Genomic DNA, 14944 nt, shown 5'->3' with positions numbered 1-14944 from the left:
GGGGTACGTACGGTTCGGTGGGGAGGACTTGGGAACCTACCTAAGCAATTAGGCAAGGCACTGGATTCTTACCCAACGATACATCGTATGCACAATATGAAATCGTAAAATTGTTAGCCACGCCAAGAAATAATTTATTTATCGCAGGTGATGACGACCAAGCGATATACGGCTGGCGAGGAGCAAGTCACCAAATTATTTTATCTTTTCCAAAAGAATTTGATAACACTACGATTATCGCACTGAATACGAACTATCGATCTAATCCTTTTATCGTCGGACTTGGAAATGAAGTTATCAAACTAAATCAAGAACGTTTTGATAAAGAGCTATATTCTGTGCGCGAAGAAGGTGTACAACCTTTTTACGCAAGACCTGCTACGACTCTTGATGAAGCAAATCAAATTTTGCAGCTCATTCAAGAAAAAGTAGATAGCGGCGAACGTAACTTTAAAGATTTTTGTTTACTGTACCGCACACATTCTGTAAGCCGTTCGTTACTTGATCAGCTTACCATTCACAAAATCCCGTTTATTAAGCACGGAGCGAGCCAATCATTTTATGAACATTCTTTAATTAAGCCTGTATTAGATCATTTAAGACTGGTAATTGAACCGTTTCGATTAGAATCACTTTCAAATATATTACCAACGATGTATATTGGGCGTGATGATTGTATTTCATTTATTGAACGTGAACAATGGAAATATGGTGAGGGACGCTTCCCTTCTCTTCTTCATTTCTTATTATTAAATCCGAGCTTAAAACCTTTTCAAGTGAAAAAGGTAAATGAGCGTATCGATTTTATTAAATTTATAAAAGAATTAGAACCGAAAAAAGCATTAAAAGAAATTATTCATGGTAAAGGAAAGTATTTAGAGTACTTACAAAGTAATGATCGCTCTTCCTTTACGATGCATAAAGATATACAAGAAGAAATGTTAGAAGAATTAATGGAGTCTGCAACTCGTTTCACCGATATTCCAGCATACTTACAATTTATTGATGAAGCAATTCAAGGTCAAAAAGAAATGGAAGCATTAAAAACAATGCCCGAAAAAGATGCTGTTTCGCTTATGTCTATCCATAACGCAAAAGGTCTTGAATTTCCATGCGTCTTTTTACTTGGAGCGAGCGATGGTATTCTCCCTCATACTTCTTCTTTAAAAGATGCAAATGATCGTGTTACAGAGACTTCTGAAGCTTTAGAAGAAGAACGTCGACTACTTTATGTCGCCATTACACGTGCGAAAGAAGAACTTTACATTTCCTCTCCGCAATTTTTTAGAGGAAAAAAATTAGATATCTCTCGTTTTTTATATACTGCGCGAAAAGATTTACCTGAAAAGACATCCACTAAATAAGGATGTCTTTTTTTCATATTGCATTATGTACATCCCTACTATATAAATTCCCTGTTTTTATCATAAGAATTAACGTAATATCAACCATATCCCATTCATATTGTAATAGTGTATGTCAGAACTCACGATAAGGAGTGAACATAATGAGCTGCAATTGTAACGAAGATAATCAACATGATTTTGATTTCAATTGTGTATCAAATGTCGTTCGTTTTATACATGAACTACAAGAATGTGCCACGACAACATGTGGATCTGGTTGCGAAGTTCCATTTTTAGGTGCACATAACAATGCATCAGTAGCAAATACACGTCCTTTTATTTTATACACAAAAGCAGGAACACCTTTTGAAGCCTTTGCACCATCTGCAAGCCTTACTAGCTGCCAATCTCCAATTTTCCGCGTAGAAAGTATAGATGATGATGACTGTGCTGTATTGCGTGTATTGACTGTAGTTTTAGGTGATGGTACCTCAGTACCACCTGGGGATGACCCAATTTGTACGTTTTTAGCTGTACCAAATGCAAGACTCGTATCAAGCTCCACTTGTCTTACTGTTGATTTAAGTTGCTTCTGCGCTATTCAATGCTTACGTGATGTTTCTATATAAAACTGAATACTAATTTAAGCATGGATTGGGTGGCAGAGTTTTCTGCCACCCAATCCATGCTTAAAAGGTATTATTATGTATTTTTCATAAAATTGGGAACTTGTCTAGAACATAGAACCTGTCCTTTTCATTAACTGAAAGTAGAAACAGATAAAGGAGTGAAAAACATGTTCTCTTCTGATTGCGAATTTCCTAAAATTGATTGTGAGGCGAAACCAGCTAGTACACTACCTGCCTTCGGTTTTGCTTTCAACGCTTCCGGCCCTCAGTTCGCTTCATTATTCACACCATTACTATTACCTAGCGTAAGTCCAAACCCAAATATTACTGTTCCTGTAATAAACAATACAGTAAGTGTCGGAGATGGCATTCGAATTCAAGTAGCTGGTATTTATCAAATCAGTTATACATTAACAATTAGTCTCGATAACGTTCCTACCGCACCAGAAGCTGGTCGTTTCTTCTTATCATTAGGTACGCCAGCTAACATTATTCCTGGATCAGGTACAGCAGTTCGATCTAACGTTATTGGTACTGGTGAAGTAGATGTATCCAGTGGTGTTATTCTTATTAACTTAAACCCTGGTGACTTAATTCAAATTGTACCAGTTGAACTGCTTGGAACTGTGGACATCCGTGCTGCAGCATTAACAGTTGCACAAATTAGCTAGTAAAAAGCGGTATTTCTCTTTTGAAATACCGCTTTTTATATATATAATAAAAACACTCACAGTAACATGAGTGTTTCATTCTTCATAGTGTTTTATTGCGTTCTTCTTTTTCCCACAATTACATCCTTTTTTCTTCACAAATCCTTGTTGCTGTAATTGTTCTTGATACGCCTGTTGTTGCGCTTGGTGTTGTTGCTGTATATGATACCATTGCTGCAGGTCATATGAATTTTGCCTTGGATTATTGCTCACAGCAAACATCTCCTCTACTGTCAATTCTGTCTATTTACTATATGAACAACTCTTTATTTCCGTTCCCTCATTCTTTTAAACTCCGCTTCCTCTCGTATTATAAAAATATGTTATTCTCCCATAAAATATCCTGTAATCGTTTCAATAATTGCTGCTGCACCTGCAATAGCTAATAATGCAAGTAACGGCTCTGCAACGATAGGGATCCAATTATATAAAACTAATAAAAAAGCACTAACCCATACACCTGTACACCAATAACAACTTAATAATTCACCAATCCACTTTCTTAATCCTTTACCTTTTACTTTTGTAAAAGTTGATACACTTCCATCCGGCTCTGTAATCTCTAATTCGTCAATAAACGGTCTTCGCAAAAAAGCTGTAATTTTATCATATACAATTAAACGGGTGAGCCTAAAAGCTGCTAAAGCGAAAATAAAAAATAAAAGCCAACTTGTAAACAGCATGATTCCACCTTCCCTTATCTTCTTTCGCCTATTTAAAAAAAAAGGTCTTGAGATTGTGACCAAATCTCCTCGACTCCAATATCTTATTAATGTAAATACAAACAAGAAGATAAGGAGTGACATTAATGAGTTGTAACGAAAATAAACACCATAGCTCTTCTCATTGTGTAGTTGACGTTGTAAAATTCATCAATGAATTACAAGATTGTTCTACAACAACATGTGGATCTGGTTGTGAAATTCCATTTTTAGGTGCACACAATACTGCATCAGTAGCAAATACACGTCCTTTTATTTTATACACAAAAGCTGGAACACCTTTTGAAGCTTTCGCACCATCTGCAAGCCTAGTTAGCTGCCAATCTCCAATTTTCCGTGTGGAAAGTGTAGATGATGATAGCTGCGCTGTACTAAGAGTACTAACTGTAGTATTAGGTGATGGTACCTCTGTACCGCCTGGAGATAATCCAATTTGTACGTTTTTAGCTGTACCAAATGCTAAATTAATAGCAACACCTACTTGCATCACTGTTGATTTAAGCTGTTTCTGTGCGATCCAGTGCTTACGCGACGTTTCTATCTAATAAATAAAGTGAACTAAAAAACTATTGGGGTGGTAGAAGCTTTCTACCACCTTTACATATTTAAAAGCCAGCCATATCAATCGATTTGATGTCTTCTATAGATAACCTAATATCTCTCATACTATTTGGTGGCATAATAGCTACAATTCCATTACGATACGAGATAATTGATCCAATATAAGAAACGGTAGCCGTTTTTATTCTGCACCTTACTTTCGGAATATAATGAGGGCGGTTTAATAAAAAATGAATTTTCTCTTCATTGTTCATATCCTTAAATGATTTATTATACGGGACTGTTCTCACTGGTTCTTGCTGTTCTTGTACTTGTTCCTCTTCTTCTATTTCTTCTATTTTCTGCTCTTGTTGTTCTTGTTCTTGCTGTTCTATTACCTCTTCCACAGCACTACTTACAGCATTTTCATTTTCATTTCTATTACTTTCTTCTCTTCGATCCTCATTTTCAAAGTTTGTTAAGATAATCCTTTTTATTTTCGGTGCAGCAAGTTCCAAACTTACTTGCGCAATATATAACAACGGTTTTCCAACTGTTGAACTTTTATTTTTATTCTTCACACTCGTCCCTCCCACTTCCATACGTAGCTGAATAAATCGTGTACTATTATAGTTATATTCATAACGTGGTAAGAACTTTCGTTAAAAATCGTTCTTTCTAAGAACAAATAAAAGGACAATCTCAACATGTAGAGATTGCCCTTTTAAAATTACTATTATATTTATCCTAGGATATGATACCCTGAATCAACGTGAATGTTTTCTCCTGTTACGCCGCGTGCTAAATCACTGAATAAGAATACTGCTGTATCCCCAACTTCTTCTGGAGTTGTTGTACGACGAAGTGGTGCGCGCTCCTCAATTTCTCTTAAGATTGAGTTAAAGTCGCCTACGCCTTTTGCAGATAACGTACGAATTGGTCCTGCTGAAATAGCGTTAACGCGAATGCCATGTTGACCTAAATCGTTAGCCAAATATTTCACGCTAGCTTCTAATGAAGCTTTCGCAACACCCATAACGTTATAGTTTTTCACAACGCGCTCGCCGCCAAGGTATGTTAACGTTAAAATATTTCCGCCTTCTGTCATTACTTTCTTCGCTTCTCTTGCTACAGCTGTTAAAGAGAATGCACTAATATTTTGTGCAAGTAAAAATCCATCGCGAGAAGTATCTACAAATTCACCTTTTAAATCATCACGATTTGCAAAAGCAATACAGTGTGCAACACCGTGAATTGTACCAACCTCTTGCTTGATTGTTTCAAAGCAAGCTGTAAGTTCTTCATCATTTGTTACATCACAAGGTAATACAAGTGATTCTTGTCCTTCTAATGTGTCCGCTAATTCACGAACGTTTCTCTCTAAACGTTCTCCTGCATATGTGAAGATTAATTTTGCACCTGCATTATGCAAAGAGCGAGCGATTCCCCATGCAATACTTCTTTGGTTCGCAACGCCCATAACAACAAATGTTTTCCCTTGTAATAGTTCCATGATATATCCTCCCAGAAATACTTATACTTGTTATTAGTACCTGATACTATAATTATAGTACCATAAAACCTCTTAAAGGCAAACAAAAAAGTCATTAACTTAAATTTTGTTAATGACTTTTTGTTTCTATAAAAAACTGCTCTAATCCTTCTTCCCAAGAAGGCATTTGTGAAAAACCATTTAATCGTAGCATGTTATGTTGAAAAACAGAATATTTCGGTCTCGCTGCCGCTGCTCCAAATTCTTCAGTTGAAACTGGTAATACATTCACTTTCATATTTGCATTCGAAAATATTTTCTTTGCAAATTCAAACCAAGAACACGAGCCTCTATTTGATACATGATACGTACCGTATAAAGAAGTATGAATGAGCTTATTAATCATCACATTTAAATCTGTCACATAAGTAGGAGAACCGATTTGATCCGCTACAACAGATACTTCTTCTCTTTCTTTACCTAATCTCATCATCGTTTTCACAAAATTATTCCCATACTTACCATATAGCCACGATGTACGAACGATAAAGTATTTATTATGTAGCTCTTTGACGAACTGCTCTCCCGCATACTTAGAAGCTCCGTATATATTTATCGGCGCTGGATTATGAAATTCACCGTACCCCTCCGGTCTGTCGCCCTGAAATACATAATCAGTACTAATATAAACTAATTTCGCCCCTACTAATTGTGAAGCAACCGCTACATTTCGAGCTCCTATTGCATTTATTACATAAGCGAGATCTTGTTCTTTCTCAGCATGATCAACCTTCGTATACGCTGCACAATGAATAATTATGTGTGGCCTTATTTCTTGTACCACTTGCTGCATTCGGGATATATTTGTTATATCTAGTAACTTTTTATCAAATGGATATATGTCATATTCTTCAGGATTTAACTCTTCTTGTAGTTGCTTTCCCAATTGACCATTTGCTCCTGTTATGATAATCCGTTCTTTCATTTATATGCCCCTTACTGTTTTAATGGTTTCCACCATTCCTTATTCTTCTCATACCATTGCACTGTTTCTTGTAATCCTTGCTCAAACGTATACTTCGGTTCCCAATCAAATTCATTCTTCATTTTCTCTGCATCAATCGCATAACGACGATCGTGTCCTAAACGGTCTGTCACATATTCAATATCTTTTTTCGTTTTTCCTAAGAGAGAGATGATTTGTTCCACAACATCTATATTTGTTTTTTCATTATTTCCACCTATATTATATACTTCTCCTATACGCCCCTCATGCAGAACGACGTCAATCGCACTACAATGATCCGTTACATGTAACCAATCTCTTACATTTAATCCGTCGCCGTATAACGGTAGCTTTTTTTCTTCTAGCGCATTCGTAACCATTAACGGAATTAACTTTTCAGGATATTGATACGGCCCATAGTTATTGGAGCAACGCGTTACTATAACTGGTAATTGATATGTTTTATAATAAGATAAAGCTATCATGTCGGCGCTCGCCTTACTTGAAGAATATGGACTATTTGGAGCTAACGGGGTTTCCTCGGTAAATCGCCCTGTTTTCCCTAAAGAGCCGTACACCTCATCTGTTGATACTTGCACGAGTTTAATATGTGGATATTTTTTTACTAATTCTAATAAGGTTACTGTCCCAATTACATTTGTATCATAAAAAGGAATCGGATTTTCAATGCTACGGTCCACATGTGATTCAGCTGCGAAATTGACAATTACTTGCACGTCACGCTCCTTAATAACATGCTCCAGCAGCTCTCCATTTTGAATTTCCCCTTTTATAAAAGAGTAATTCGGATGATCTTGAATAGACTTTACATTATTTAAATTCCCGCTATATGTTAATGCATCGAAATTAATAATTTTATATGTTTCATAGCTTTGTAACATGTAATGAACAAAATTACTTCCAATAAATCCGGCCCCACCTGTTACTAATATATTCATATAACAACTCTCCTACTCAAAAGCTATCTTCACATTCCTGAAGTAACGGTAATATTCGATCTTTATCAGACAAAATAGGACTTGTTACCGGCCATGGAATTGCTAATTCTTTATCTTCCCAAAGTAACCCTGAGTCATGCTCGGCGCTATAATACTCATCTACTTTATACATAACAATCGTATGCGGGACAAGTGTACAAAAACCATGTGCAAATCCTTTTGGCACTAATAATTGCCGATGATTATCCGCACTTAAAATATATCCTCTCCACTGCTTAAACGTTGGTGAATCTTTTCGCAAATCAACGATAACGTCATAGATTGCGCCTTGCATAACTTGAATAAGTTTCGTTTGTGCTTTCGGATTTTTTTGAAAGTGTAACCCCCGAATCGTTCCCGCTTCTGCCGAATAAGAAACATTATCCTGTACAAATGAATGCGTAACTCCTAATGTTTCTAGTACCTTCTTATTATAACTTTCTGTAAAAAAGCCACGCTCATCTCCAAATAACCTCGGTTCTAACAATTTTGCGTCGATAAAGTTTGTTTCTACAACTTTCATATTCTCACCTATTCTCCGTTAAACTGTTTCCCAAAGTTTATATCCCGTGCTAACGTATTCGCCCTTTGAAGAGAAATATGCGTTCCCGCATCAGTCCACCAACCGCCCATTTCATTATAAGTAAGTACCTCTCGTTTTAAATACCAATTATTGATATCTGTAATTTCAAGTTCTCCCCTTGCGGAAGGTTTTAATTCTTTTATATAAGAAAAGACTTTCGAATCGTACAAATAAATTCCTGTAACTGCATAGGAACTTTTCGGCTCTTTCGGCTTTTCTTCAATTTCAATTATTTTTCTGTTTTGAATGTGCGCTACGCCAAATCTCTCTGGATCATCTACAGATTGCAGCAGTACTTTCGCACCTTCTTTTTGATTTGCAAACTCTTCAACGTACGGAGCAATGTCATCTGAAAAAATATTATCTCCTAATATAACTACCATACGATCGTTCCCGACGAAATCCTCACAAAGCCCTAATGCTTGTGCAATTCCCCCGGCCTTATCTTGCACACGATACGTAAAGGACACGCCAAACTCTTGACCGCTTCCTAAAAAACTAACAACATCTCCCATATGCTCTTTCCCTGTAATAATCATAATATCTGTAATATCGCATTGTTTCAGCTTATATACTGCATGATAAATCATTGGATAACGTCCAACGGGAAGCAAATGCTTATTCGTTACTTTCGTTATTGGATATAATCTCGATCCAGTTCCACCTGCTAAAATAATTCCTTTCATCCTGCATCTCTCCCTTATGATGGAGATAGTATATCTTTGTAATGTTCTACAAATACTTTCCGATACTTCTCATATGTATCCGCATCAAACTCATCCCCGTTGTAGTGAATACACCATAAATTTGCTTGATTAGGGATACCAATTAAATAACCCGCCTTTTGAAATTCTAAAGCCTGCGACACATCATAAAAGTGGAACCCTTGAAACAAGTCTTCTCGCCACGGAATATCATATTGTGTGGCCATTAATAATCCATCAATTGCCTGAACTGACATAAATGATTGATTCCCATAAAACAGCTGATCTAAATTCAACAATTGATAATTTTGTCTTCTGTACTCAATCACTTTCCCTACTAAATTTTTCCCTTCCCACCATATCCCATTGCTCGGTAAAAACTGAGCTCCAGCTACGCCAATTAAACCAAGTTTTTCGTTATCTTTAAAAAGAGAAATGAGTGTATAAAACATCTCTCGATTAATAAGGTAAGTATCTTGATGTATATAAACCTTATACTTCGCGGGATAGGAAAGTGCTCGGTTATATGCACTTGCCATACTTTTCGCATCTCGTATCGGAAAAATTTGTACGACATAACCAGGGGGAACAAAAAGGTTTCTTATTTGTCTCTCGCATTGTTCAAATAGCTCTTCATTATTTATACAAACAACGACTAATATTGTATGATCCTTCATCTTGTAGCCCCTCTATTCGTCTTGATTTACATCTGACATATAGTGCTCCACAAATATCTTTCTATACTTTTCATAGTTGGTCATATTCACATCAATATGATAGTGAATGCACCAAGCATCACGCTGTACAGGAACCCCAACTGTATATCCAGCTTTTCTAAATTCAAATGATTGAGACACATCATAATAGTCAAACCCATCAAACAAGTCTTCACGCCACGGAATATCGTATTGCGTTGCCATTAATAATCCGTCAATACATTCTACAGGCATAAATGTTTTTGAGTCATGATATGGCTTTTCTTGACTTGCCATATAATATAAATCATTCATATAACCAATGACTTTTCCAACAACTCCTCTACCTACATTCCATATTCCATTTGGAGGAACATATTGGGCTCCAACCATACCAATCATTCCAAGATGTTCATGTTCCTGAAACAATTGAAGTAATCCGTATAAAAACCCCATATTTACAATGAAAACATCTTGATGTATATACACTTTATATTTCGCTGGATGCGAAATTGCTTTATTATATCCGCTCGTCATACTTTTTGCATTCCTAATCGGCATAAACTGTATCGTATATCCTGGAGGAACTGGCAATTGTAATATATGTCGCGCACATTGTGCATACATTTGCCGATCATTTATACACGTAACAAATAATATTGTTTTATCTGCCGCACTCATAATTGTGATTTTTCTGCTTCAATAATGTATTGAAATACAACCGTCTCAGCCATGAAGCCACTTCCAAGACGATATTTTTTACAAATCCCATATAATTCCTCAATAAGCGGTTCATACATTTTATGATCAACATATACACGATCTACTTTACTAATCGAATAACCTGCTTTTAAAAACATTCGCAGCATTTCATTAAATGTAAAGAAACGAATATGTGTTTTATCTAATAAACCATATTCTGTATACGTCCAATTTCCAGCGAGTAAGGGAGCTAATACTGAGATGTGAGAAACGTTCGGTATACTAGCCAAAATCACACCATTTTGCTTTATATATGGTTTTACTTTTTCTATTACAGCCCACGGATCAAATAAATGCTCTAATACGTCTCCAAATATAACGCAATCAAATTGCTCTTCCTCATACGGCATATCCATTGTTTCTATATCACCTAAAACAACATGATCTAGTTTTTCTTTCGCTTGTTCTGCCGCCTCTGGGAATGCCTCAATTCCTGATACACGTGTACCATTTTCTTTTATGACCGCCCCCAATGCACCACTCGAACAACCAATATCAAGAACTTCTTTCCATTTCTTTTTTATATGCTTTAATAAATTCGGATTCACTGCATTATAATAATGCCCAGACTTTTCTTCATATAAAGAATTTTTTGGAGAATTCATTTCACACACTCCTTATGCAAATTGAATTTGAAATATAAACCTCATATGAAGTCTATACATGTAACCAGTACACGGATACTTTACTATATAGCCAATCTATTATAGTTAGAATCGTAATAAGGCCATTTCTAAAAAATGCAACCTATAACGATTTATATTGTTCATCAAAAACGCTCCGAAAATATTTGCGGTTATATTCAATTGCAGCATTATTCGGAACATAAGAAGCTGCTAATTCATTGTAATAATAAGCTTTATCTTGCTCGCCTAACTTGCTATAACAAATACACATTTGTAAATAAGGAATCCACGTGTAGCTAGCTGGACTGTGAAAAGGACTGTCTGTTGCCATTGTCACTTCTGTTGCAAGTTTAAACCAAAAAATTGCTTCATTATATTTTTGTTGATCCATATATATATATCCTATTCTTGTACAATTCTCTCCTCTAGGAACATCATATCGAAATGACTTTACACAAGATTCAACTGCCTTCTCCCACATTCCAAGCTTTGCATAGCAATCTCCTAATTTACCACATGCATAAATTTTCTCTTCATACCAACCTTCGTCTTGATTAAGAAATGTTTCATATAGCAGAACTGCATCATCATATTTTTGATTATCCATAGATTCATTCGCGTAATAAAACAAATCTCTCGGACTCAATTCTTCTCCAGCTGCTACAGCATCTTGAAAAATTTTCAAATTACGGTTCGTTACTTTCTTTTCTTTTTTATGTGTAATCGCCACATTACTATTAAAAATCTCACCAAAAATAGCTAAATACTCATGCACCTTTCCAAACCATTGAAATTCTTTTTCACGCTTTACAAGTCGATATCTTTTTGTACAATATAAAGGTTTCCCGTTAGAATCCATTACAAGATGATACGGCATCGAAACAGCATCAACATCAGGATCTAACTCTCTTTTTAATAGCTTCAATGCCTCTTGAGCGTCTTCTAATAACACATCATCAGCATCTAGCCATAATATATATTCTTGCGTTGCTTTCGAAAAAGAAAAATTTCTAGCTGCCGCAAAATCGTTAATCCATGGAAAGTCATATATGTTAGAGGTATATTGAGCTACAATTTCTTTCGTTCGATCAATAGAACCTGTATCAACTACAATAATTTCATCAACAATTTTTTCTACTGCGTCTAAACATCGACCGATTGTATCTTCCTCATCTCGAACAATCATACATAAACTAATTGTAATTCCTTGCTTGTTCAACATAATCACCCTCTTCCAAATCAATCATATGTTATACATACAATAAACTTTCCACTTTTTTAACTTGCACAAGCAGTTTAAGATTTCTTTTCAATAATTCAAATGTCCGTGTCATTTTCTTCCGGTTTTGCATCTACTATATAATGAACGCTTTATGGAGGTGAATTTATGTCAAATAATAATTATTCAGATGGATTAAATCCCGATGAATCTTTATCAGCTAGTGCATTTGACCCTAATCTTGTAGGACCAACATTACCACCAATACCACCGTTTACCCTTCCTACCGGGCCGACTGGACCGACTGGACCAACTGGACCGACTGGGCCAACTGGACCGACTGGGCCAACTGGACCGACTGGACCGACTGGACCAACTGGACCGACTGGACCGACTGGACCGTCTGGACCGACTGGACCAACTGGACCAACTGGACCAACTGGACCGACTGGACCGACTGGACCAACTGGACCGACTGGACCGACTGGACCGACTGGACCGACTGGACCGACTGGACCGACTGGACCGACTGGGCTAACTGGTGCGACTGGACCGACTGGGCCAACTGGTGCTACTGGCGCTACCGGACCGACTGGACCAACTGGGCCGACTGGACCGACTGGGCCAACTGGGCCAACTGGACCTTCTGGATTAGGACTTCCAGCAGGATTGTATGCCTTTAACTCAGCTACAGTTTCTTTGGCTCTTGGAATTAATGATCCAGTACCATTTAATACCGTTGGATCTCAGTTTGGTACGGCAATTTCTCAAATGGATGCCGATACTTTCGTAATTAGTGAAACTGGTTTCTATAAAATTACTGTTATTGCTTATACAGCGGCAGTAAGTTTATTAGGAAGTCTTGGAATTCAAGTTAATGGAGTTAATGTACCAGGTGCGGGCACAAGCTTGATTTCACTTGGAGCTCCTATCGTTATCCAAGCCATTACACAAATTACTACAACACCATCACTCGTTGAAGCAATTGTTACAGGAATTGGATTATCACTAGCTCTTGGTACAAGTGCATCAATTATTATTGAAAAAATCGCTTAATTTTGTACTTAGCAGTAAAACTGATATCAGTTTTACTGCTTTTTCATTGCTAAATTCAATCATGAAATCTTTCTTTTCTACATAGTCATAATGTTGTATGACATTCTGCAGGAGGCTCTTATATGGAAAATAAATCTGCTGTCCAGCTTTATCTCGAGTTATTAAAGAAAACCATTTTATTTGAAATATGGTTAGAATACGAACCATACTTACCTGCTTCTTTACATATATCTAAAGAGCTATCATATGAACCAGTTACAGTTCCACTTCCTTTATTTCTTAAGCAGTACGTAGAAAATCACAATTTAAAAATCGTTGATCCTAACGTTTCAAAAAGTGAGCGTCAAGGTGGAAAGGATTGGCCAAGAGCAGCACACAGTATGGTTGGGCGAAAACGTATGAATCAATTACATGAGGCTATGGAAACTGTTGTCAGGGAAAATATAGAAGGTGATTTTATTGAAACTGGTGTATGGCGTGGAGGATCATGCATTTTTATGAATGGTTTTTTACAAGCAAATAATATTACGGATCGTACTGTGTGGGTTGCCGATTCGTTTGAAGGTCTGCCCGCACCTAACTTAGAACAATACCCGAAAGATTACGGTGATTATTTGCATACATTCGATTACTTACGAGTTTCCTTAGAAACAGTGCAAGAAAACTTTAGAAAATACGATTTATTAAATGATCAGGTGAAATTTTTAAAGGGTTGGTTTAAAGATACTTTACCTTCCGCACCAGTAGAAAAAATTGCAATTGCTCGCCTTGATGGTGATATGTATGAATCAACAATGGATAGTCTTGTTAACTTATACGATAAAGTTTCAACAGGTGGCTATATTATTATTGATGATTACGGATTGGTAACATGCGCCGAAGCTGTAACAGATTTCAGAAATGAAAGAAACTTAAAAGCTCCTATTACTACAATTGATGATTTCGGTATTTATTGGCGAAAAGAATAGAATATAATTTTATTTTTTGAGGGGTTCTATTACACTATTTATTCATAAGAACGAATTGTGTAAAGTTCCCCTCACTATAAATGGACAATAGAAATCCCCTACTTTACTACAAGGACGGAGTGAATGTATGAACGAAAACGAGAAAAAAATCACATTAATTCCACCCCCAGAACTCGTTCAATATGTAGGTGGTAACTTTGAAGAAGTTGGAAAAGAGTTTATGCAGTACTTTATTGAAATTGGCAATTTAAAATCAAATGAAACAGTGTTAGATGTAGGTTGTGGCATCGGCCGAATGGCGGTTCCATTAATGAATTATTTAAGCGATGATGGTACTTATTATGGATTTGACTTATTTAATGCTGGAATTACATGGTGCAAAAGTAACATTTCAACACGCCGTAACAATTTCCATTTTGAACATGTCGATATATATAATCAGTTCTACAATCCCGATGGAAAAGAAGATGCCTCCCAATACAAGTTTCCATATGAAGATGAATCATTTGATTTTATTTTTTTAACGTCTGTATTTACCCATCTCCTTCCGAAAGAATTAGAACATTACGTACGCGAGATTGCACGAGTTCTAAAAAAAGATGGGAGATGTTTTATTACTTTCTTTTTAATTAATCCTGAATCATCCTATTACTTAAATGCCGGACTAAGTACGTTAGGTTTTTATCATCAAATTGATAATTGTTATGTTCTAAATAAAGATATTCCGAATTTCGCAGTTGCCTATCCTGAGGAAGATATTCGTACCCTATTAAATAAATATGGGCTAGAAGTACAGTCCCCCACTCATTATGGTTCATGGTGTAGCAGAACTGCACACACAAGTTATCAAGATATTATTCTTACACAAAAAACTTCTGAAAGGTAGTT

18 protein-coding genes and 1 pseudogene are annotated in these 14944 nt (G+C 36.3%); 7 read left to right on the top strand and 12 right to left on the bottom strand.

What is annotated here, in order from left to right; all coding sequences use genetic code 11:
* Nucleotides 1–77: 77 nt before the first annotated feature.
* The 3 genes and pseudogenes from PDL00_RS19720 to exsF all read left to right on the top strand — a co-directional run.
* Nucleotides 78–1364: pseudogene (locus tag PDL00_RS19720) on the top strand (ATP-dependent helicase); the annotation flags it as partial.
* A 143-nt stretch (nucleotides 1365–1507) separates the two neighbouring features.
* Nucleotides 1508–1975, top strand: coding sequence for a spore coat protein CotY (gene cotY, locus PDL00_RS19715; protein ID WP_061678757.1), 468 nt, complete (start codon nucleotides 1508–1510; stop codon nucleotides 1973–1975).
* Nucleotides 1976–2142: 167 nt separating this feature from the next.
* Nucleotides 2143–2646, top strand: coding sequence for an exosporium protein ExsF (gene exsF / locus PDL00_RS19710; protein ID WP_073517525.1), 504 nt, complete (start codon nucleotides 2143–2145; stop codon nucleotides 2644–2646).
* A 75-nt stretch (nucleotides 2647–2721) separates the two neighbouring features.
* On the opposite strand, the gene PDL00_RS19705 is transcribed toward exsF, so the two are convergent.
* Together PDL00_RS19705 and PDL00_RS19700 are read right to left on the bottom strand one after the other, a co-directional pair.
* Nucleotides 2722–2907 (bottom strand): cytochrome C oxidase subunit III, encoded by a 186-nt coding sequence (locus PDL00_RS19705; RefSeq protein WP_242255555.1) that lies wholly within the window; start codon nucleotides 2905–2907, stop codon nucleotides 2722–2724.
* 101 nt (nucleotides 2908–3008) lie between these two features.
* Nucleotides 3009–3368, bottom strand: coding sequence for a DUF1360 domain-containing protein (locus PDL00_RS19700; protein ID WP_000899662.1), 360 nt, complete (start codon nucleotides 3366–3368; stop codon nucleotides 3009–3011).
* A 125-nt stretch (nucleotides 3369–3493) separates the two neighbouring features.
* Here PDL00_RS19700 and exsY point away from each other — a divergent pair, with 125 nt between their 5' ends.
* Nucleotides 3494–3952: an exosporium assembly protein ExsY gene (gene exsY, locus PDL00_RS19695; protein WP_098499954.1), complete on the top strand. Its 459-nt coding sequence runs from the start codon at nucleotides 3494–3496 to the stop codon at nucleotides 3950–3952.
* Between the two features lie 60 nt (nucleotides 3953–4012).
* On the opposite strand, the gene PDL00_RS19690 is transcribed toward exsY, so the two are convergent.
* The 10 genes from PDL00_RS19690 to PDL00_RS19645 form a co-directional block, all read right to left on the bottom strand.
* Nucleotides 4013–4549, bottom strand: a complete 537-nt coding sequence (locus PDL00_RS19690) for a CotO family spore coat protein (protein WP_270730796.1) — start codon at nucleotides 4547–4549, stop codon at nucleotides 4013–4015.
* Nucleotides 4550–4689: 140 nt separating this feature from the next.
* Nucleotides 4690–5460 (bottom strand): enoyl-ACP reductase FabI, encoded by a 771-nt coding sequence (gene fabI / locus PDL00_RS19685; protein WP_000421885.1) that lies wholly within the window; start codon nucleotides 5458–5460, stop codon nucleotides 4690–4692.
* Nucleotides 5461–5569: 109 nt separating this feature from the next.
* Nucleotides 5570–6424, bottom strand: a complete 855-nt coding sequence (gene rfbD / locus PDL00_RS19680; RefSeq protein WP_097845354.1) for a dTDP-4-dehydrorhamnose reductase — start codon at nucleotides 6422–6424, stop codon at nucleotides 5570–5572.
* 11 nt (nucleotides 6425–6435) lie between these two features.
* Nucleotides 6436–7404: a dTDP-glucose 4,6-dehydratase gene (gene rfbB, locus PDL00_RS19675; protein WP_242255559.1), complete on the bottom strand. Its 969-nt coding sequence runs from the start codon at nucleotides 7402–7404 to the stop codon at nucleotides 6436–6438.
* Between the two features lie 16 nt (nucleotides 7405–7420).
* Nucleotides 7421–7966 (bottom strand): dTDP-4-dehydrorhamnose 3,5-epimerase, encoded by a 546-nt coding sequence (gene rfbC / locus PDL00_RS19670; protein ID WP_242255561.1) that lies wholly within the window; start codon nucleotides 7964–7966, stop codon nucleotides 7421–7423.
* An 8-nt stretch (nucleotides 7967–7974) separates the two neighbouring features.
* Nucleotides 7975–8712, bottom strand: a complete 738-nt coding sequence (locus PDL00_RS19665) for a sugar phosphate nucleotidyltransferase (RefSeq protein ID WP_242255564.1) — start codon at nucleotides 8710–8712, stop codon at nucleotides 7975–7977.
* 14 nt (nucleotides 8713–8726) lie between these two features.
* Nucleotides 8727–9407 carry a glycosyltransferase family protein gene (locus tag PDL00_RS19660; RefSeq protein ID WP_242255566.1) on the bottom strand — a complete coding sequence of 227 codons (681 nt, stop codon included), beginning with the start codon at nucleotides 9405–9407 and terminating at the stop codon, nucleotides 8727–8729.
* Between the two features lie 12 nt (nucleotides 9408–9419).
* Nucleotides 9420–10106, bottom strand: coding sequence for a glycosyltransferase family protein (locus tag PDL00_RS19655; protein ID WP_073517533.1), 687 nt, complete (start codon nucleotides 10104–10106; stop codon nucleotides 9420–9422).
* A complete protein-coding gene (locus PDL00_RS19650) occupies nucleotides 10103–10792 on the bottom strand; it encodes a class I SAM-dependent methyltransferase (protein WP_270730795.1) in 690 nt (229 codons plus the stop codon). Before PDL00_RS19650 ends, PDL00_RS19655 begins: the two co-directional genes overlap by 4 nt.
* 142 nt (nucleotides 10793–10934) lie before the next feature.
* Complete coding sequence (locus tag PDL00_RS19645; RefSeq protein WP_270730794.1) at nucleotides 10935–12035, bottom strand: glycosyltransferase; 1101 nt, start codon at nucleotides 12033–12035, stop codon at nucleotides 10935–10937.
* A gap of 165 nt (nucleotides 12036–12200) precedes the next feature.
* Here PDL00_RS19645 and PDL00_RS19640 point away from each other — a divergent pair, with 165 nt between their 5' ends.
* From PDL00_RS19640 to PDL00_RS19630, 3 genes are all read left to right on the top strand, one after another.
* The gene (locus PDL00_RS19640) at nucleotides 12201–13088 is read left to right on the top strand and encodes a BclA C-terminal domain-containing protein (protein WP_270730793.1); all 888 of its coding nucleotides are present in this window, start codon (nucleotides 12201–12203) and stop codon (nucleotides 13086–13088) included.
* A gap of 122 nt (nucleotides 13089–13210) precedes the next feature.
* On the top strand, nucleotides 13211–14056 hold the full coding sequence (locus PDL00_RS19635; RefSeq protein WP_098109762.1) for a TylF/MycF family methyltransferase: 846 nt from the start codon (nucleotides 13211–13213) through the stop codon (nucleotides 14054–14056).
* A gap of 127 nt (nucleotides 14057–14183) precedes the next feature.
* A complete protein-coding gene (locus PDL00_RS19630) occupies nucleotides 14184–14942 on the top strand; it encodes a class I SAM-dependent methyltransferase (RefSeq protein WP_242255571.1) in 759 nt (252 codons plus the stop codon).
* Nucleotides 14943–14944: the final 2 nt, after the last annotated feature.

Origin of the sequence: Bacillus cereus group sp. TH152-1LC (assembly GCF_027710505.1) — a bacterium.
In the GTDB taxonomy this organism is placed as follows: domain Bacteria; phylum Bacillota; class Bacilli; order Bacillales; family Bacillaceae_G; genus Bacillus_A; species Bacillus_A mobilis.
This window is presented reverse-complemented; position numbering and strand designations above follow the sequence as displayed.